The sequence below is a fragment of the Thalassobius sp. MITS945101 genome (assembly GCF_047123305.1).
In the GTDB taxonomy this organism is placed as follows: domain Bacteria; phylum Pseudomonadota; class Alphaproteobacteria; order Rhodobacterales; family Rhodobacteraceae; genus Thalassobius.
The window spans coordinates 1,331,457-1,351,447 of the sequence record NZ_CP138918.1 but is presented as its reverse complement, the minus strand read 5'-3'; the positions used below and the strand labels follow the sequence as shown (position 1 = coordinate 1,351,447).

The following is a 19,991-nucleotide window of genomic DNA, read 5'->3' as shown; positions in this document are numbered from 1 at the left end:
AGGGGGCCTTCCGCAACGGGTTACTCCGCAATCCTCACCTCACCAGAGGCGGTATTGGCGCGGTATTGCGGCCGATACATATCCTCGACCACCGCGGCTGGATGGTGGAAAACACCCGGCGAAATGGCGCGGACGATATAGGCCAGCTGGAACGAGTTACTCGACGACCAGTCCACAGCGGTCAGGAAACGATCGGCGCGGAACTCGCTGAATTGCCCTTCGATCGGGTCCAGCCAGTCCAGTGCACGGATATCCCCCTGCCGCAGCAGGTTCGGGTTGTCGATCTCCAATCCGGCAGGCAACGGATCATTGACCATCAGGCGCGCCCCGCCTTTTTCCGCGGGATAGACTGTCAGCACCGTGACCAAACGATCACCGGTGCGGATGTTGCCCAGATCCACCGGATCGCCCTCTGTGGTGAAGTAACTACGCTCCAAACGGTAGCCGTAGCCCTGTGGCTCTGTTGGTCCATCAGGCACACCGGTGGTGGTCAGGGTGATCTGGGTCGGCACAGCTGTCGTGTTGGTCACCGCCATTGGCGCCACGCCCAGCTGATCCTGCAACATGCGCACAAACGGTCCGTCCACAGTGGCCCCGTTCAGCGTCAAACCGCTGAGCGAGGGATCTTTGACCAGCGCTTTGGCGGCCAGCAGAGACCAGACCGACTCTTGCGTCGACAGATCCCGTCCGGGGGCCGAAACCCGCCGGATCAGCGCGTCACGATCCACCGCATTGCTGCCAGCCTCTACCGCCAGCGCCAGAACCGCGGCGCTGTCGCGCAGGCGGGTGCCATAGTCCACACGCCAGATGTTGCGCTCGGCACCGTTTTCAGCGCGGATCAGAGTGGCGGCGCGGGCAAACATCCCATCCGCACGGGTCTGATCGCCATATTGCGCCAAAGCCGCACCCAGTTGTGCCGCCCCAAGGGGTGTGGTGAACGCCCCCCCTTTGACATCCGCATAGTATCGTAGATCCCCCATTGAGGCCGCGCCTTCACGGGCCAGAACCATCAGCGCATAGGCCAGTTCCTCCCCCCCTTCGTCAAAGTCGGAGGCATAGTTCACCCGATTGCGCAGGTTGTCGATCGCCATGCGGAAGGCCAGATCCGGCACCGCATAGCCTTCAGAGCGGGCGCGGCTCAGGAAGTCGCTGACATAGGCATCCAGCCACAAGTCGCCACTGTCGGGATACCACAGACCAAAGGCGCCATTTCGGCTTTGGCGGGTCAGGACCTTCTCGACCGCTTGCGAAACCCGCAGTTCAATCCGGTCCCGACCGCCCAGCCCAAGCGCCTCATTCACCGCGCTCAGATAGAGCAGCGGCATGGCCTGACTGGTCACCTGTTCCGTGCAGCCATAGGGGTAGCGGTCCAGCTGTGCCAGTAGCGCTGGCGCGTTGAGTTTCGCCAGCGGACCCGCCGAGATCACGGCAGAGCCAGATCCGGGCCGCAGGTCGGCAAAGACGTTGCTGTCCAAGGTAAAGGTCTGACCCGCCGCCAGTTCAAACCGCTGCGTCAGCGAGGTTGCAGGATCGTTGTTGCGCACGCCCAGCGTCAGCTCCTTCACCAATTGGCGGCCATCCGGTGTGGTCAGGGCCACCCGCAGGCTGTGATCGCCCACGTCTGTGGCTGTCACCGGCAGACGCAGGGTCTGTTTCTGCTGCGCTGCCAGCGTGATCCCCGAAGGCACCGCCGAACTGTCCAGCACAAGGCCTGTGGCCGTCACATCCAGCCCCATCCGTCCAGTCGGACCGTTGGCATGGACAATCTCCAGCAGCAATCGCGACTGGTCACCGGGGGCAAGGAACCGCGGCAAGCTGGCCGTGACCACCACAGGATCGCGCACCAACACATCCGCTTCGGCCTGTCCTACGCCGGTTTTCGACCAAGCCACCGCCATCAGTCGCACGGTGCCGTTAAAGGCGGGCAGGTCAAAACTGACCGCGGCGCGCCCATCGGGCCCTACAGTGGCCGGTCCAGTGAAATAGGCCACCAGCTCCTCGGTCGGGGGCGGCGATTGGAAACTGTTGCTGCTGCTGGCATCCCCGCCAGAGCGCACCTGCCCCATCGCCCCGTTTATACCGTTGATCAGACGGCCATAGAGGTCACGGATCTCAACCCCCAAACGCCGCTGGCCAAAGTAGTGCGCAGAGGGGTCCGGACTGTCAAAACCGGTGATGTTGAGGATCCCCACGTCCACCGCCGCGACGGAGACGTAAGCGGTTTCCCCTGCCTTTACACCTTCCACCACAACGGCAGCACTCAGGGTGCCACGGGGGTCAGCCTCGGCCGGTGTATCGATGGAAACGCTGAGCTGTTTTTCACCGGGATTCACCTGCGCATAGCTGAGCCCCAGGGCCCGCGCAGGATTGCGGCCTGCGGCCACATCCATCGGGCGGATCACTTGCGCCGTGACATAGGCCCCGGCGCCCCACTCATCGGTCACCGGCACGTCGATCAGGTTTTCGCCTGCGACCACATCCACCGCCTGCATTGCAATCACGCGGTTCGACATCACAGTCACCAATGCCTTGCCGGCCGCCCGTGGCACCAAACGCAGCTTGGCCGTTTCACCGGGCCGATAGGCCTCTTTATCAAGCGACAGCTCCAGCGTGTCGGGCGTTTTGGAGGTGTCGACTGGTGCATACCAACCGGCATAGAAACTGGAGGAGGCCGAGAGGTGTTCCCCATCTGCGTTTTCGATCACCAGTTCGTAATTGCCCCACTCTACCGGGGCTGTGACCTCCAGCGGGGTATCCCCCAGCTGACCCAGACCTGAGGCTACAGCTTTGCGGGTGGTGATTGGCTCCCACTCCCAGCTGCCCCATTGCTGATACCACTGGTAGCGGCGGGTCACGCGGTTCACCGTCCAGCGCACAGGCATGGCAATAGGTTGCAGATCCGCGCCCAACGCGATGACCTGCAGGGTGGCTTCGGTGCCTTCGGGCACAACGCCGTCAAACATCTGTTTGATGCCAATCACCGGACCGGCAGGGGCCAGGTCGCGGGTCAGACGCCGTTCCACCGGACGACCTGATCCCTCGGCCATGGAGACAATGACCTCAGCCCGCAGGGGCCGGTCAGCACCCTCGGCCTCGGGCAGGTTCAGCGGCACGATTGAGCGCCCGGCTTCGTCCGTGTCGGCACCGCCAAAGAATTCGGTCCGCGGTGAGAAACGGTTGTCATAGCGACCAAAACGATACCCCGGATAGCCCTCGATCCCCTGCGCCTCGCGCAGGATTACCGTGCCTTGGGGTGTCAGCCCTGCAGCAGGTGCGCCAAACAGATAGCGGGCGTCTACCGTCATCGGCGGGCTGTCACCCGGTCGGATCTGACCAGTCGGCAGGGACAAGTCAAAATCAATGCGTTCCGGCAGAAAATCCTCCACCAGCACACTGGTGCTGGCGAGCGCGGGCGCATCCAGATCCGCCTTGATGTCCAGGCGCCAGCTGCCACGTGGCACCGTCGGGCTAAGCGGTAGGGCAAAGACATGCCCCCCCGCCACGGCCCCTTGGGACAGAGAGCGGGTATGTTCAACCCCATCAGGACGGGTCAGGATTGCAGTGACAGGCAGACCTTCCTGCGCATGGGCCACCGCATCACGGGTCAGCGCCGTGGCATGGATCACCTCACCGGCGCGATAGGCGCCGCGGTCGGTGGTCAGGAACACATCAATCGCCGGACTGGGCGCGCGGCCCTCAACCCCACGGTCCGACAGGTCAAACGCAGCATCTTTCAGCGACAAGAAGGTCACATCCTCTTCGCCCCGTTCAACCACCAAGAGCGCGGGCGCCGCGCCGCCGGTGCCCAGCGTCAGCCCAGCATCAAACACGCCGTGGCCGTCCCCATCCAGCTGCACCTTGCCCAGCACCCGGTTGGAGCGTGAAATCAACGTCGCCTCAACCCCGCTCAGCACCTCCGCTGTTGCCAGCGAGCGGGCAAAGACATGCAGCCCATCGGTGCCGCCAAGAGTGGTTACTCCCAGATCGGACAACACAAACCACTGCATCGCATCCGGTTCATCGTAGGGATCGGCGCCAGGCACCTGAGCCTGCAAAACATAGACCCCAGCGGGCAGGTCAGCGATCAGATCGCCCATCGGCAAGCGGGTGGTCATGTCGCGGTTCAGCTCATTGCGGACCTCGCCTTCGCCTTCCCAGACCACCTCGGAAATCGAGCCGCTGAAATCCTGCGTTTCCCAATAGGACAGAGGGCGACCAAAATAGCCGTCGGTGATGGCACGCAGCAGGTTGCGGTCACTGACACGGCTGAGTTTCAGATCCAACCGGTCCAGGTTGACCGTTTCAATCGGCAGGCCGGCATCTGGTGTTTTCGGCAGCACATAGGCGCGGCCCGGAAAACGGGCTGAGGCGGACCGGTCACGTACGTATTGGCTGAGCGTGACATCCTTTGCCATCGTTTCACCATTTGCCGCAGGCAGACCTGCGCGGAATGTCAGCGCATAGCGCTCGCCGTGGGTCAAGCCCTCAACGCACAGACGGTTGCCAGATGCCACAACCGCCAGACCCGGTTCCGGCAGTTTGACAAAGGGTGCGTAGTCTACACCGGTTTTCACCAGAGGCTCCGAGAACTGGGCGCAGAAACGGGGGGAGAGACTGTCACTTTCGACGTCATGTTCGGTGATGCGGAAACCATATTTGCCAATCGCATCTTCAAGCCGGTCGTCGATCTCGGACCAATTTGGCTGTAACGCGCTGGCCAGACGCAGCGCTGGGATCATATCCCGTCCACGGTTGCGGGTCTCAAATGCTTCGGCCATCAGCATCAGCGCCTGCGCCTGCAGCGCCGGACTGTTGGCGCGCAGATAACCGTTCATTGCCGCCTGTTCAGCCCGTTTTTGATAGCGAGTGCGGGTGTCGGATTTCACCCCAGCGGCCAGCAGGGACAAACGGCCGTATTCCACCCATTGATCCGCAGCATCGGTATGCGAGACGGCCGCCCCCATCCAACGCATCGCGTTTACCCAATCCTCCGCGCTGCGACGTGACGCGGCCGAGGACAGCAGGTTCTCGACCTGATAATGCCCCGCCGGATGGGTCCAGCCGATCTTCTGAGCCTGTGCGCGGATCGAACTGAGGTCGCCGGGACCCATAAACTCGGCTGCAGCCGCAGCCCGTTCGGCTGCATTGGCGTGCAGATCCGAGGGGTTGGTGACAAATTCGCCGGACCAGGCGCCTTCATAGGGCTGGCGGTCGCTGATATTGGACTTCGGGAAACAGGCGTTGGATTTTTCGTTGTAGGTGAAAGCTTTACACGAGGGATCATTCAAGCACAGCCGTTCGCAGGCACCATAGTTGGTGTCAAACAGCGCTTGCAGATCCGACCCGTAGAAATCCACATCGCGTGACAGGATCAACCGTCGCTCTGGCACGGCGCTGTCCGCGCTGGCAGGGTTCGGTGCAACAACGGGCGACGCCAGCATCAACGCGCTGGCCAACGCGACGAGAATGGGTTTCATCAAAAAGCCTCCTCAAATCCAATGCCCCATGCTGACACGGCCCGCCCCGAATCGGCAAGGTGAGGGTTTCCGGAGGTCTGGAGTGGATTCAGAGGGTCCTGGCGTTACGCCGCTTTGGCTTGCGCAGCCTCATCACGCAAGAAAACCCAGGCATTGCCTTCGGTCATCGCGGGCTGGAACTTGTAGCCGCCCAGATCGAAATCTTTAATCGCTTCGGGGTCGACCAGACGGTTCTGAATGATGAACCGCGCCATCGATCCGCGCGCCCGCTTGGCGTAGAAACTGACGATCTTGGCCACGCCCGCCTTCTCTTCCATGAAGACTGGTGTGATCACCTGCGGTTTCAGCGCTTTCAGGTCCACCGCGCCGAAATATTCCTGGCTGGCACAGTTGATCAGTGTGTTGGTTCCAATCCCCTCGGCCTGTGTATTCAATGCCTCGGAAATGTCGCTGCCCCAGTATTCATAAAGGTTCTTGCCACGTGGGGTTTTCAGACGGCTGCCCATTTCCAAACGATAAGGTTCGATCGCATCCAGCGGCCGCAGCAGCCCGTAAAGACCGGAGAGAATGCAGAAGTGATCCTGCGCCCAGCCCAGTTCGTCGGCGTCGAGCGATGCGGCCTCCAGCCCCTGATAGGTATCCCCTGCGAACGCCAGTGCTGCCGCCTTGGTTTCCTGCGAGCCGTAGTTGGCAAAGCGTTCGGCGTTCAACTTGCCCAGAGCTTCGGAAATTTTCATCAGCTTCATGAGGTCAGCAACCGACAAGTTCCGCGCCACCTCTGCCAGTTCTGCAGCCCGTTCAGGAAACCGCATTTCGGTGGTCTTGATGCCCTCAACCGGGGTCATATCCATCTTTTTGGCAGGCGAAACGGTGATCAGCATGATGCTCTGGTATCCTCAGGTCTGGGGCAGCTTGGCTTCTTAGTTAGAATCGTTCTAACCAGCTTCAAGCACCACGTCCAGAAAAGCCGCTGCAAATCTTTCGGCACGTTTGTCGCCCAGCAACCGCTCCATCGCGCCGGAGTCCTGCGGCTTCATCTGGGCAACCTTGGCCAATAGCGACGCAGAGCAGCTTAGCGGCTTGTCCAATCCCTGCGGTCCGCGGCTCAGATCGGCCTGCACTTCCAACAGGCGGTCATACAGCGACCCGGCCTCGCGACCCGCCAGCTTGCGCCGTTGTGGATGCACCTCTTCGACGGCACCGGTGATAATCGCAAGAAAATCAGCACCATAGCGTTCCAGCTTTTTGGCGCCCACGCCATTGATCCGCGCCATACCGTCCAAGTTCGTCGGGCGGGTCTCGGCCATTTCGATCAGGGTACGGTCGTTGAAGATCACATAGGGCGGCACGTTGCCGGCCTCAGCCAGCGCGCGGCGTTTGGCCTTCAGCGCGGACAGCAGCGGCGCATCCTCTTCGCTGACCAGCGCTTTTACCGCGGGGCGGCGTTTGGCTGAGGTGATGCTGTCCTTGCGCAGAGTGATCTTTTCCTGATCGCGCAGGATCGGCAGCGCCGTGTCTGTCATCCGCAGGGCACCGTGACGTTCAGGATCAGGGCGGATCAGATCATGCCCCATCATCTGCCGGAAAATCGCCTGCCATTGCGGCCGCGTATAGGCCTTGCCCACCCCAAAGGTGGGCAGGTCATCATGCCCCCGGGCGCGAATCCGGTCATTGCTGTTGCCCAGCAGGATCTCAATCAGATGGCCAGAGCCATACCATTCCTCTGTGCGCAGAATCGCCGAGAGCGCCATACGCACCGGTTGGGTGCCGTCAAACAGCTCTGGCGGGCTATCACACAGATCGCATTTGCCGCAGGTCACTTCGATCTCACCGAAATACCCCAGCAGGTTCTTGCGCCGACATTCCAAAGCCTCGGCCAGACCCAGCAGTGCGTTCAGCCGTGCGTGATCGGCCATCCGACGTTCAGGCGGGGCAAGGCCTTCGTCAATCTGATTGCGGCGCAGACGGATGTCATCGGGGCCAAACAGCGTCAGCGTTTCCGCTGGCCCACCAGCGCGGCCCGCACGGCCAATTTCCTGATAATAGGCTTCAATAGATTTCGGCAGATCCGCATGGGCGACCCAGCGGATGTCGGGTTTGTCCACGCCCATGCCAAAGGCCACGGTGGCCACCACGATCAGCCCGTCCTCTTTCTGGAAACGGACCTCGGTGATGCGGCGATCCTCAGCTTCCATCCCACCGTGGTAATGCGCCGCTGCATGGCCCTTTTCACGCAGTGCGGCTGCCAGTTTTTCGGTCTTTGAGCGGGTGCCACAATAGACGATACCGGACTGGCCTTTGCGGGCGGCGGCAAAGTTCAGGATCTGGGTGCGCGGGTTGTTCTTGGCGGCAAAGGCCAGATGAATGTTGGGCCGGTCAAAGCCGCGCAGGAAGGTGGCGGGCTGTTCGCCGTCAAACAGACGGGTGACGATCTCGGCCTGGGTTTCGGCGTCTGCGGTGGCGGTGAACGCCGCCAAAGGCACATCCAGCGTGCGGCGCAATTCGCCAATGCGCAGGTAATCAGGGCGGAAGTCATGCCCCCATTGGCTGACGCAATGCGCCTCATCCACGGCGATCAGATTGACGTTGATCCGCCGCAACATCCCCAACGCGGACCCAGCACTCAGCCGTTCCGGCGCGATATAGAGCAGCTTCAACCGCCCATCTTCCAGCGCTTCCCAGACCTGATCGGTCTCTTCCTGGGTGTTGCCAGAGGTCAGCGCCCCAGCCTCAATCCCCGCTTCGCGCAGGCCCCGCACCTGATCGCGCATCAAAGCAATCAGCGGAGAGATCACCACCGTAACGCCGTCGCGCATCAGGGCAGGCAGTTGGAAACACAGAGATTTGCCCCCACCGGTGGGCATAATGGCCAGTGTGTTCTGTCCATTGGCAACAGCTTCAACAACCTCTTCCTGCCCGGGGCGGAAGGCGTCGAAGCCGAAGTAATCGCTCAGAAGCGTGGCAGCGCTTGGCATGGTTTCCTGCAAGATTGTCTATATCTGCTCTTGCAGCAGTTTTCCCATACCAAGCCTAGGGGGACAAGCCCGACTTGCCGGACCTACCCATTTACTTGATGCCAACACCGATAAAGCGCTGGCAAGGCGCGGTTAATAGAAGGCGGAGATGTTGTTGATCAGAACGATCCGCACCGCGTAGATGCCGACCAGAACCACCAGCGGGGCCAGATCAATCCCACCCATGTTGGGCAAAACACGGCGCACCGGCGCGTAGATCGGCTCTAGGATCCGGTTCAGCATGTACCAGATTTGGCCAACCAGCTGTTGGCGGACGTTGAGCACCTGAAAGTTGATCAGCCAGCTCATGATCACATGTGCGATCAGGAAGAACCACAGGATATCAAGAACCAAGAGCAGGATCTGAATAAGCGACAGCATCAGCGACACCTCTATTTGAACGTTCCGCACAGAGGTAAGCGTCCCAGCCCCGCGACGCAAGCCTGTCAGGCAATTGGCAGCGGGTCGCGGCCTGATCGCGTTGACGCGGGGTTCGGGTTGACCTCCCCACGAATTAGGTAAACTGATCAGTTCAGAATTGACCCCATTCCATTACAGCCCCCGTGGCAGGAGCCCCCGATGTACCCCTATGTGCGCATGTTCAAAGAGTTCGTCGTCCACCGCAACGCGCCGGATCTGCCGTTTGACGGCGTGCATGTCTCGCAGCACCGCGTCTGGCCCTGGGATATTGATCCCTTCATGGAGCTGAACAACGGGCGCACCCTGACGCTGTTTGACCTTGGCCGCCTGCTGCTGGGCAAACGCACCGGTCTGCTGAAAGCGCTGAAGCGGGAACGCTGGGGCATGACGATGGCCGGTGTCTGCGTGCGCTACCGCCGCCGCCTGCGGGCCTTCGAATCGTTTGAAATGCGGTCCAAGGCGATCGGATGGGACGATAAGTTTTTCTACCTTGATCAGCAGATGTGGAAGAAAAACGGCGAATGTGCCAACCAGGTAATCTACCGCGTCGCCATCACCGACAAGAACGGTATCGTTGCGACAGCGCGCGTGCGGGAGGCCGTTGGCACGGTAGACGGAGAATGGATCCTGCCGCAATGGGTACAGGACTGGATCAAGGCCGAGGACAACCGTCCCTGGCCGCCCAGCTAACCTGCTCTCAAGCCGCAAAAATCCAAGGGCCACAGCACCGTAGTTTCCGCCGGGTCCACGCAGGATTGACTTGCCTCCGTCACATTTCGCCTGTCATAACCCAAGCGGGGAACTGAGAGCAAAAAGGACGGATTATGCGCAAGCGCATTTGGGGTTGGTACTTCTTTGACTGGGCCTCGCAGCCTTATCACACATTGTTGGTGACATTTGTTTTTGGCCCGTTTTTCGCCGGTGTCGCCGCGGATTATTTCATGACGCAAGGTCTTGCAGATGAGGCCGCTAAAGCACAGGCACAGGTGATCTGGTCCCAGTGTCTGACCATCGCCGGTCTGATCATCGGCTTCTCCGCACCGTTCCTTGGGGCTATGGCCGATATTTCGGGCAAACGCATCAACTGGATCACCATCTTCTCGGTCATGGTGGTCATCGGGGCGTCCGGCCTGTGGTTCATGGATCCGGCAGGCAGCAATCTGTGGTGGATGCTGGCCAGTTTTGGATTTGGCTTTATCGGCGCCGAATATGCGCTGATCTTCATCAACGCGCAGCTGCCATCGCTTGGCACCAAGAAGGAGGTTGGCAAGATCTCTGGCTCGGGCTTTGCCTTCGGCTATCTAGGCGGCGTGTTTTCCCTGATCATTGCTTTGGCACTGTTTGTAGAGCAGCCGAATGGCAAAACACTGGTCGGCCTTGACCCGATCTTTGGACTCAATGCAGCCGAGAAAGAGGGCACCCGTGCGGTAGGTCCGTTCACGGCCCTGTGGTTCATGATTTTCATGGTGCCCTATTTCCTCTGGGTGCGGGAACCGAAAGGTACCGGCCCGCGCGGCACCTTTGGCCAAGCCTTTGGGCTGGTGGTGACTTCGGTCAAAAACCTGCGCAACCGCAAAAGCCTGACCAGCTATCTGGTGTCATCGATGTTCTATCGCGACAGCCTCAACGGGCTCTACAGCTTTGGTGGCGTCTACGCGGCGCTGGTGTTGAACTGGGAGTTGACGCTGATCGGCGCTTTCGGCATCATCGCCGTTGTTTCCGCCGCCGCTTTCAGCTGGGTCGGAGGCAGTTGGGACCGCAAGTATGGCCCGAAACCGGTCATCACCATTGCCATCCTGGTCCTGATCCTTGTTTGTATCACAGTGGTTGGCATGGACCGGTCACAGATCTTTGGCATCGCCTTCGCCGAGGGGTCTAACGCCCCAGACATCATCTTCATGACCTGTGGCGTGGTGATCGGCGGCTTTGGTGGCATCCTACAATCGGCCAGCCGTTCGTTGATGGTGCGCCACACCGATCCCGAGAAGGCCACCGAGAGCTTTGGCCTCTACGGCTTGTCGGGTCGCGCCACGGCCTTCCTTGCACCAGCGCTTATTGCGGCAGCAACGGCCGCCACAGAAAGCGCACGTCTGGGCGTTTCTCCGCTTATCGCGCTTTTCCTTATCGGGCTGTTGTTGCTACGCTGGGTGAAACCGCAGGGGGACCAGCCAGAATGGGACACCACCGCTTCGGCCTGATTGCTGCCTTCATGCTCCTCGCCGCTTGCGGCGGGGACGCAGGCCCGCGTGTGTCGATGGCGACGCAGCAGGAAATCCCGACCCATATGAAAAACATCCCCGCCAAGCAGTTCTTTGGCGCGGCGGATGCGGGCTCTGCGCAGGCCCCGCGCCCACATGGCGGCTATGCCAATGGCTGTCTGGCCGGCGGTGCCGAACTGGCCGAGACCGGTCCAACCTGGCAAGCGATGCGCCTGAGCCGCAACCGCAACTGGGGCCATCCCGAAACGATTTCCTTTATCCAAGACCTATCGGCCAAAGCCGCCCAGCTGCCCGGTTGGAAGGGGCTTTATATCGGCGACATCAGCCAGCCGCGTGGCGGGCCGATGCTGTCAGGTCACCGCAGCCACCAGCTGGGTCTGGACGTGGATATCTGGATGCTGCCGCCCAACCGGCTGGACCTCAGCGTGGCGGAACGTGAAAACCTTTCGTCGATTTCGCTGCGCCGGGCCAAGGGCGCCTATGTGAACAACTTCTGGACCAAAGAGCACCAGGAGGTAATGAAGGCGGCGGCTTCTGATCCGCGGGTGGCGCGGATTTTTGTCTTTCCCGGGGCCAAGGTGCAGATGTGCAAAGACGCCAAAGGGGATCGCAGCTGGCTGCGCAAAATTCGCCCCTGGTGGGGGCATCACTACCATTTTCACGTCCGTCTCTCCTGCCCGAAAGGCACCAAGGGCTGTCAGAACCAGAAACCGATTCCTGCTGGCGACGGATGTGACGCCGCCGAAAGCTGGGTCAATGACATCCTGAACCCGCCGCCGCCAAAACCGGTGGATCCCAACGCCCCCAAACCCAAGCCCAAACCGCGGGCTGAACTCACAATGGCGAGCTTGCCTGCCCAATGCGTAAACGTCTTGCAATCGCGCTGAGCGCATTGGCCGGTCTGGCGCTGACCTTTTCCGGCAGCGCCCAGCCGCCCTCCAAGCTGCAGCACCTCATCAGCCTGACCTGGTCCGAGGATTTCGACGCCTTTGGCGGTCTTTCCGCGCTGGAACTGGCCGACAACGGGCGTGATTTTCTGGCGATCAGCGACCGGATGCATCTGATGCAGGGCCAGCTGATCCGCCGCGATGGGCAGATCACGGGCGTTGAGCTGAGTCGCCACCAATCCCTGCGCGATGCCAAAGGCAGCAATCTGAAGGTCTGGAATCGCGATTCCGAAGGTCTGGCGCTGCGGCCGGATGGCACGCTTTATGTCAGCCTGGAATCGATCAACCAGATCTGGCACTACCCCACCGCCTTTGGCCCCGCCAAAGCCCTGCCCCGCCATCCCGATTTCCGCAAAATGCACCGCAACGCGGCGCTGGAAGCGCTGGCTGTGGATGGGCGCGGACGTCTTTACACCGTGCCCGAAGTGCGCCCCAAATCCCGCCCCGGCCTGCCGCTCTACCGTTATTCCAGCAAGGGATGGCAGATCCTCTACTACATTGATGTGCAAGAAGGTTTTGATCCCGTCGCCGCTGATTTCGGTCCCGACGGACAGTTTTACCTGCTCGAGCGCAAGTTTGGTGGCATTGGGTTCCGCAGCCGTTTGCGCCGCTTTGATCTGGGCAAGTTCGATCCCAAAGGGGAACACCTTCTGACCACCGCTCTGGGGCAACACGATAACCTCGAAGGCCTTTCGGTCTGGCGCGACCCGCAGGGGCAGACCCGGCTGACAATGGTGTCCGATGACAACTTCAAATTCTTCCAGCGCAGCGAGATCGTCGAATATGTCCTGACGGAAACGCTTGCCAAGGCCGCCGCGACTCATTAAACGCCGCCCGTCCCTTGTGAATAAGGGGCCAAGTCGCCGCTACCTTGATAAAACGGAAAACAGAAATGACTCGTAACTACCTTCCTGGCGTTCTCGCCATGGCTGCCGTTGTGGTGGCTTCAAACATTTTGGTGCAGTTCCTCTATGGTCAATGGCTGACCTGGGGCGCCTTCACCTACCCGCTCGCCTTCCTGGTCACCGATGTGATGAACCGCGTCTACGGTGTGGGCCCCGCCCGCAAAGTTGTGGTCGCCGGTTTTGTGGTGGGCGTCATCTGCTCGCTCATCGGCACCCAGATCATGCTGCAGGGCGACGGTTTCACCTACCCCGCCGTCACCCTGCGTATCGCCATCGCCTCTGGCACCGCTTTCCTGGTGGCACAGCTGACCGACGTGGCAATCTTCAACCGCCTGCGCGAAGGCGCATGGTGGCGGGCGCCGCTGGCTTCGACCCTGATCGGATCGTCGCTGGACACCGCGATTTTCTTCACCATCGCCTTCTCTGGCGTGCTGACCTTCCTGGAACCGGGCAATGACGTGTCCTGGGCTGGCGAAGTTCTGCCGATGCTGGGCGCAGGCCCCATGGCACCCCTCTGGGTCTCGCTGGGCTTTGCCGATTGGCTGGTGAAATTGTCGCTTGCTTTGCTGGCACTTGTGCCATTTCGCATCATCGTGGGGTCGCTCACCGCGCGCACCACATGATTTTGTTTTGACATTGAGCAAATCTGTGCCACGCTGAGGTTATCGAAACTTCAGAAAGGAGGTGCTCTAGTGTCTAATGGGATCATGGAGAACGGGATCGGGACAATTCTGGAGGATCGGAGCTGAGGCAAACCTCGGCTCATGAGCCGCTGGAGTTGGTACAGGCCTAACCGAACCACCTCCTTCAACCCTTGGGGTCGGGCCCTTCGCGGGTGCGGCCCTTTTCTTTTGTCTGCTTTCAATTTGTCGGGAAATGCCCGATTTTACTGTCATGTTGCGTGTCACCGATGAAATCAGCATTGCCGACTGGGAGTTGAGCGAACAGTTCATCCGGGCCTCTGGCCCCGGTGGGCAGAACGTGAACAAGGTCTCTACCGCGGTCGAACTGCGGTTTGAAGCCGAACGCTCTCCCAATTTGCCGGAGCCCGTAAAGGCGCGACTAAAACGGCTGGCCGGCCGGCGCTGGACCAAAGAAGGCGCGTTGATCCTGTTCTGCGACGAAACCCGCAGTCAGGCCCGCAACCGCGATATTGTGCGCGAACGTCTGGTCGAGCTGATCGAGAAAGCCACCCACCGCCCCAAACGGCGCATCCCCACCAAACCCACCAAAGGCAGCCAGCGCCGGCGTCTTGATGCCAAGAAACAACGCGGTGAGGTCAAATCCCTGCGCGGCCGTGTCAGCGGGCAAGACTGACCCCAAACAGAAACCGGCAATCTACGGGCTTTCGCCCCTGTTGTGACAGCGCCATAGTGGCGGCATGACCACCATTCTCGACAGTCGCTATTCCTGGGCCCGGTTGGGCCTGTCCCTGCTGATCGGCTTGATCGGCAACGTTGGCATGTGGGTGGTAATTATGGTGATGCCCGCTATCCAATCCGAATTTGGTCTGGACCGCGCCGAGGCCGCCTACCCCTATATCATGACAATGGTGGGCTTCGCCCTTGGCAACTTCCTGATCGGCCAGATGGTGGACCGGTTTGGGATCACCCTTGCACTCACCGGCGCTGCGCTGACCATTGGTCTGGGGTTTGTGCTATCGGTACTCAGCCCCTCGATCTGGCTGGTCTCGGCAGTGCATTTCTTCATCGGCCTCGGCACCTCGGCCAGCTTTGGACCGCTGATTGCCGACATATCGCTCTGGTTCCAACGACGCCGCGGCATCGCCGTCGCCATCGCTGCCAGCTCCAACTACCTCTCCGGGGCCTTCTGGCCGGTGGTGCTCTCGCCGCTTTTGGCCTCAGACGGCTGGCGTGCGGTGTATCTGCTGCTTGCGGCGGCCTCGGTGCTGCTGGTGATCCCGCTCTCCCTCCTGCTCCGCCGCCGCCCTCCAATGGAGGCCGGTTCCGCCACACAACAAACCGCCCAAGCCATGCGCAGCGGCCTTAGCAACCGGCAGCTGGCCTGGATCCTTGGACTTGCGGGTGTGGCTTGCTGCATGGCCATGTCGATGCCGCAGGTCCACATCGTGTCCTTCTGCGTCGACCTTGGTTACGGGCCTGCGGTGGGGGCAGAAATGCTTTCGCTCATGCTACTGGGGGGCGTTGTGTCACGGCTCATCTCTGGCGCGCTCAGCGACCGTCTGGGCGGGGTGATGACCCTGCTGATCGGCTCCACCCTGCAAATGTTGGCACTGTTCCTCTACCTGCCGTTTGACGGGTTGGTCTCGCTCTATGTGGTGTCAGCCGTCTTTGGTCTGGCCCAGGGCGGCATTGTGCCCGCCTACGCGATCATCGTGCGCGAGTATATGCCCGCCAAAGAGGCCGGCCGCTGGGTGGGCTTTGTGATGATGGCCACCATTTTCGGCATGGCCGCAGGCGGCTGGCTGTCCGGCGTGATCTACGACCTGAGCGGCAGCTACCAACTGGCCTTCTGGAACGGCATTGTCTGGAACGCGCTCAATATCGCGATCATCGCGACGATCTTCTGGCGTGCACGCCCCAAAGACACCGCATCGCAGTTGGCTTAACGCTTTCTTCTTGGCAAAAGTATCCCGGGTGAATGGGGCCCCTTGGGGCCCCAGAGGGCAGCGCCCTCACCCACACTGCCTTTACACGCCGCGCGATCCGCCCATATGGGTCTCGCCCCGCTTTTTCGCCAGTTCAATCTGTTTCTGACGTTCGCGGAACCGCGCTTTGTCGGCCTCGCTCTTCTCATTGATGCATAGGTGGCAAGTCACGCCATCCTCAAACTCGGGCCGTTTTTGATCTGCGGGCAGAATGGGGCGACGGCAGGCGTGGCACAGCACATGCGGCCCTTCCTCCAGCCCATGCCCAACCGAAACACGGCCGTCAAAGACAAAGCACTCGCCTTCCCAAGAGCTGTCTTCCTGCGGCACCTCTTCGAGGTACTTCAGGATACCGCCTTTCAGGTGATACACATCCTCAACACCCTGAGACATCAGGAAATTGGTGGATTTCTCGCAGCGAATGCCACCGGTGCAGAACATGGCGATCCGCTTGTTGTGGAACCGCTCTTTGTTCGCCTCCCACCAGGCGGGGAAATCGCGGAAAGTGTCCGTTTTCGGATCCACTGCGCCCTCAAAGGTGCCGATGGCCACCTCATAATCGTTACGGGTGTCGATCACCGCCACATCAGGGCTGCGGATCAGATCGTTCCAGTCTTCCGGTTCCACGTAGTGACCCACCTTGGCCAGCGGATCGACGTCCGGCTGACCCATGGTCACAATCTCTTTCTTCAACTTCACCTTCATCCGTGGGAAAGGCGCGTCCTGCGCGGTGCTTTCCTTGCACTCCAGATCGCTGCAACCGGGCAAGGCGCGCACATGCGCCAGCACGGCATCGATGCCCTCACGGGACCCGGCGATGGTGCCATTGATCCCTTCACGAGCCAGCAGCAGGGAACCGGTCACCCCTTTGGAGACCGCCAGGTCCAACAGCGCCGGTTTCAGCGCGGCAGGGTCAGAGAATCGGGTGAAGTGATAGAGGGCGCAGACGATATACATGCGGGGTCAATTACGCCTTTGGCCTTAATGAAACAAGGGGGGCTGTGTGGGCCGCGGTGCCGCAGGGCTGTTACCGCCCCGCCGCCAGCGCAAGGCCATCTACAACGGCCGTGAACACCTCTGAAGTTTCCGGTGTCGCCTCGGGCAGCAACGTCTCCATCCGGGTCTGGATCACCCCCAGCAGGGACGAGCCACCGACATAGACAATCCGGTCCACGCTGTCGGGTCGCACATCAGCCAGCGCCAGGGTTTCGGCAGCACAGGCGGCAATCTGATCGGCGTAACCTTCCAACTCGGCCTGCATCAGGTCACGCATCAAGGCAACCCGCAGCCCCTTTTCCACCGGCTCCAATCGGATCACTCCTTCACCTTCGCCATTGGCGCGGATTTTCCCCGCCTCAACCGCATAGGCCACGTCATGGCCCAGATGCATCTCGAGCACCTCGCCCAGGCGGCTGAACAGCTTTGGGTCCCGCGCCAGTCGTTCCCATTTGCGCACATCGCGCAGCAGGGCTGGCCCGTAGACAAAGGTGATCTTCTCCCAGCTCGCCAGATCCTGATAGAGCGCGCGCGGGGCACGGTGACTGCCAGGACCCATCTCATTGCCGATCTCCGCGCCATATCCCAGCAGCGGCATCACATGGGCAAGGCTCAGCGCTTTGTCAAAATCGGTGCCGCCCAACCGGATGCCCTGCGACGCCAGCACGCGGAACCCATCGCCATCGCGATCACAGAGCGTAAAGTCAGAGGTGCCGCCGCCAATGTCCACGATCAGGCTGCGCCCCTGTCCACCCGCGGCCAGAGCAGCCGCTTCGGGTTCGGGCAGAAAGTCCACGGTTTTGAACCCAGCCAGTCGGTAGGCCGCCTCCAGATCCTTTGCCGCCTGCGCGTTGCGCGCCTCATCTGCAGAGTGGAACCGCACCGGACGCCCGGACAGAACGCCTGTCACCTCCTGATAGGTCGCCGCTTCGGCGCGTTTGCGGATTTCGGTCAGAAAGCGCGCGATCACCTCGATCAGGGTCAGTTTCTCATTCATGAACTGACGTTTCTCCTGCGCCAGTGGGGTGCCCAGCACGGACTTCAGAGCCCGCATGAAACGGCCCTCTTCACCCTCCATCATCGCCCGGGCGGCAGGGCGGCCATAGAGCGTGCGCTTGTTGCCGAAATCAAGGAAAACAGCGGTGGGCAGGGTTTGTTCCCCAGCCTCCAACGGGATCACAAAAGGTTTGCCATTCACCGCCACCGCAGCGGCTGTGTTGGAGGTGCCGAAGTCAATGCCAAGAACCGTCATCTGATCCATCCCAATGCGCGAAAGACGCCGGTTCTAGGCAATTCCCTGAAGGCAAGCAAGGGAAAGGATCGCGTTCAAGAGGCCAGCGGCAGCACCGGCAGTTTGCGGGCGATATCGGACTGCATCCGGTCTTGCGAATAGAGCGCTTGCAGCGCCTTGGGGCGCAGGATTTCCGGATGAGCATCAATCAACCCGTCGATGTCCTGCCCGGGCTTTGGCTCGATCTCGGCAATGGTGCTGAGGAAGGCGAAGGTCACCGTGGCGTTGAACTTTTCCGGCACCCCGGCTGCTGCAGTCAAACGTTGCAACCCACGCGACATGCGGCCCAGCGCCTCGTAAAAGTCCCCCTGTTGCAGGGTGGCGATGGCAACGCCCACGTGGTCGCGATGTGAAAACGAGGCCGGGTCCAAGGTGCCATCGTCCAGAGCGGCCAATTTGGTTTCATAAACGTTCATTTCCCCGCCTCCTTGGCTTCGGTGGTTTTGTGGCTGTCGGCGGCTGTCAAATCTAAATCGTAGACCTGTTTCAGCATCTCGATCTTGGCCAGCGTTTCCGGCCCAAAGGGTGCTTTGCCTTCAAAGGCGTGGAGCGCCATGCCCTCGATCAGCTCGGCCATGCTCATGTCCAGATGTTCTGCCAGCCCCTTAAGGACTTTCAGCAGACGTGTTTCCAACCGGACGCCGGTTTGGGTACGTTCGATTCTCTTCATGCACAAGTTGGTAACTTGGTACCAAGGTAGAGTCAAACACCCCTGTTGACCCGGTGCCCAACGCCGCCTACCCCTAAGGCGAACCAAGGAGGTGTCCGAATGACCCAAGCCCTGATCGTGATCGACGTGCAAAATGACTTCTGCCCCGGCGGCGCATTGGCGGTGCCGGAAGGTGACCAGATTGTGCCGGGTATCAACGCGCTGATTGCGGCGCATGAAACGGTGATCCTGACGCAGGATTGGCATCCGGCAGGACACAGCTCTTTCGCCTCTTCCCACGCTGGCAAGGCACCGATGGAGCTGATCGAGATGCCCTATGGCCCTCAGGTGCTGTGGCCGGACCATTGTGTGCAGGGCAGCGAAGGCGCAGCGTTTCACAAGGACCTGAACACCAATCGCGCTGATCTGATTATCCGTAAGGGCTTTAACCCTGCGATCGACAGCTATTCCGCCCTGTTTGAAAACGACCAGAAAACCCCGACCGGGCTGGAAGGCTACCTGCGCAGTCGCGGCATCACGGATCTGGTGATGGTGGGTCTGGCGACGGATTTCTGCGTGAATTTCTCGGCCGTGGATGCGGCCAAACAAGGGTTCACCGTGACCGTCAAACAGGACCTGTGCCGCGCCATCGATTTTGACGGCTCCCTGGCCGCCGCACAGGCCGGTATGAAGGCAGCGGGCGTCACACTGGCGTAACGCCCCGCCGTTTCAGTGCAATCGGTGTGGGGGTCAGTTCACAACGCCCACACCGCTGAAGCCGCAGCCTTCCATCATTTTCAGATAGGAGGCGGTGAAGCCGTTCAGAAAGAAACTGTGGAACACCCGCCCCTCGACAACTACATCCATCTGGTTATTGCGGCGCATCGCCATCAAGACAGGCAGGCTGTAAGGGTAGTAGAAAGAGACAATCGCATTGGGCAGGCCGTCATTGTCGTAATAGGCCTCGACCACACCGTCATAAGTGTCTTCATCATCAAACCACAAGAACATGCGCTGCTGACCTTGCATGAAGGTCTGATAGCCACGGGGCGCGTATTCCTCGATCGTGACGCCGGGATAGGCATGCGGCGGGCCAACATCCTGCGATGAAATGCCAACGCGGGCATAGGGCTCCCCGTCACCGCCGGTCCAAGCCTGACAGTTGTAGTAGACCCCGTCTTCATAGCTTTCCTGACGTTCGACCGACACCTTCCAGGACCCGTATTCCCAATATCCCGCACGGCTCTGCGGTTTTGGAGCCACCTTTTTGGCGGGCGCATTGCCCCAGATTGACAGGAACCCCGGTGACCCGCTGCCCCCTGTCTGGCCGGCAACGGCAGATGTCGCCCCCATGCTCAACCCTGCCGCCACCAAGGCGGCGATCCCAAACGAAGCCCGTTTTCCCGTCATAAGCGCGTCCTTCAATTCCCTGTTGTTCTAATTT

Annotated in this window: 17 protein-coding genes; 8 read left to right on the top strand and 9 right to left on the bottom strand. The window is 60.8% G+C overall.

Annotation, left to right across the window (positions count from 1 at the left end; translation table 11 throughout):
- Positions 1-20 precede the first annotated feature (20 nt).
- From SIC14_RS06820 to SIC14_RS06805, 4 genes are all read right to left on the bottom strand, one after another.
- Complete coding sequence (locus SIC14_RS06820) at positions 21-5,477, bottom strand: alpha-2-macroglobulin family protein (protein WP_412565071.1); 5,457 nt, start codon at positions 5,475-5,477, stop codon at positions 21-23.
- Positions 5,478-5,581: 104 nt separating this feature from the next.
- Positions 5,582-6,358: a peroxide stress protein YaaA gene (yaaA, locus tag SIC14_RS06815; protein ID WP_412565070.1), complete on the bottom strand. Its 777-nt coding sequence runs from the start codon at positions 6,356-6,358 to the stop codon at positions 5,582-5,584.
- Between the two features lie 54 nt (positions 6,359-6,412).
- Positions 6,413-8,452: a DNA helicase RecQ gene (recQ, locus tag SIC14_RS06810; protein ID WP_412565069.1), complete on the bottom strand. Its 2,040-nt coding sequence runs from the start codon at positions 8,450-8,452 to the stop codon at positions 6,413-6,415.
- Between the two features lie 132 nt (positions 8,453-8,584).
- Positions 8,585-8,872, bottom strand: coding sequence for a YggT family protein (locus tag SIC14_RS06805; protein ID WP_412565068.1), 288 nt, complete (start codon positions 8,870-8,872; stop codon positions 8,585-8,587).
- A gap of 198 nt (positions 8,873-9,070) precedes the next feature.
- On the opposite strand from SIC14_RS06805, the gene SIC14_RS06800 reads away from it, so the two are divergent.
- The 7 genes from SIC14_RS06800 to SIC14_RS06770 all read left to right on the top strand — a co-directional run bounded on the left by SIC14_RS06800 (position 9,071) and on the right by SIC14_RS06770 (position 15,572).
- The gene (locus tag SIC14_RS06800; protein ID WP_412565067.1) at positions 9,071-9,601 is read left to right on the top strand and encodes an acyl-CoA thioesterase; all 531 of its coding nucleotides are present in this window, start codon (positions 9,071-9,073) and stop codon (positions 9,599-9,601) included.
- 134 nt (positions 9,602-9,735) lie between these two features.
- Positions 9,736-11,109: an MFS transporter gene (locus SIC14_RS06795; protein WP_412565066.1), complete on the top strand. Its 1,374-nt coding sequence runs from the start codon at positions 9,736-9,738 to the stop codon at positions 11,107-11,109.
- A 56-nt stretch (positions 11,110-11,165) separates the two neighbouring features.
- Entirely contained in the window at positions 11,166-12,017 is an 852-nt protein-coding gene (mepA, locus tag SIC14_RS06790) for a penicillin-insensitive murein endopeptidase (protein ID WP_412565837.1), read from the top strand.
- Complete coding sequence (locus SIC14_RS06785) at positions 11,990-12,904, top strand: esterase-like activity of phytase family protein (protein WP_412565065.1); 915 nt, start codon at positions 11,990-11,992, stop codon at positions 12,902-12,904. The genes mepA and SIC14_RS06785 overlap by 28 nt, the downstream gene beginning before the upstream one ends.
- Positions 12,905-12,969: 65 nt before the next feature.
- Positions 12,970-13,605 carry a queuosine precursor transporter gene (locus tag SIC14_RS06780; protein ID WP_412565064.1) on the top strand — a complete coding sequence of 212 codons (636 nt, stop codon included), beginning with the start codon at positions 12,970-12,972 and terminating at the stop codon, positions 13,603-13,605.
- A gap of 271 nt (positions 13,606-13,876) precedes the next feature.
- The gene (arfB, locus tag SIC14_RS06775) at positions 13,877-14,299 is read left to right on the top strand and encodes an alternative ribosome rescue aminoacyl-tRNA hydrolase ArfB (protein ID WP_412565836.1); all 423 of its coding nucleotides are present in this window, start codon (positions 13,877-13,879) and stop codon (positions 14,297-14,299) included.
- Between the two features lie 64 nt (positions 14,300-14,363).
- Positions 14,364-15,572, top strand: coding sequence for a CynX/NimT family MFS transporter (locus SIC14_RS06770; protein WP_412565063.1), 1,209 nt, complete (start codon positions 14,364-14,366; stop codon positions 15,570-15,572).
- Between the two features lie 81 nt (positions 15,573-15,653).
- Here SIC14_RS06770 and SIC14_RS06765 read toward each other — a convergent pair whose 3' ends face one another.
- The 4 genes from SIC14_RS06765 to SIC14_RS06750 form a co-directional block, all read right to left on the bottom strand.
- A complete protein-coding gene (locus tag SIC14_RS06765; RefSeq protein ID WP_412565062.1) occupies positions 15,654-16,568 on the bottom strand; it encodes a rhodanese-related sulfurtransferase in 915 nt (304 codons plus the stop codon).
- Between the two features lie 70 nt (positions 16,569-16,638).
- Positions 16,639-17,859, bottom strand: a complete 1,221-nt coding sequence (locus SIC14_RS06760; RefSeq protein WP_412565061.1) for an Hsp70 family protein — start codon at positions 17,857-17,859, stop codon at positions 16,639-16,641.
- A 74-nt stretch (positions 17,860-17,933) separates the two neighbouring features.
- Complete coding sequence (locus SIC14_RS06755) at positions 17,934-18,314, bottom strand: hypothetical protein (RefSeq protein ID WP_412565060.1); 381 nt, start codon at positions 18,312-18,314, stop codon at positions 17,934-17,936.
- On the bottom strand, positions 18,311-18,568 hold the full coding sequence (locus SIC14_RS06750) for a hypothetical protein (RefSeq protein ID WP_412565059.1): 258 nt from the start codon (positions 18,566-18,568) through the stop codon (positions 18,311-18,313). Before SIC14_RS06750 ends, SIC14_RS06755 begins: the two co-directional genes overlap by 4 nt.
- 99 nt (positions 18,569-18,667) lie before the next feature.
- On the opposite strand from SIC14_RS06750, the gene pncA reads away from it, so the two are divergent.
- Positions 18,668-19,264: a bifunctional nicotinamidase/pyrazinamidase gene (gene pncA / locus SIC14_RS06745; RefSeq protein ID WP_412565058.1), complete on the top strand. Its 597-nt coding sequence runs from the start codon at positions 18,668-18,670 to the stop codon at positions 19,262-19,264.
- Positions 19,265-19,297: 33 nt separating this feature from the next.
- Here pncA and SIC14_RS06740 read toward each other — a convergent pair whose 3' ends face one another.
- Positions 19,298-19,957 (bottom strand): hypothetical protein, encoded by a 660-nt coding sequence (locus SIC14_RS06740; protein ID WP_412565057.1) that lies wholly within the window; start codon positions 19,955-19,957, stop codon positions 19,298-19,300.
- Between the last annotated feature and the right edge of the window lie 34 nt (positions 19,958-19,991).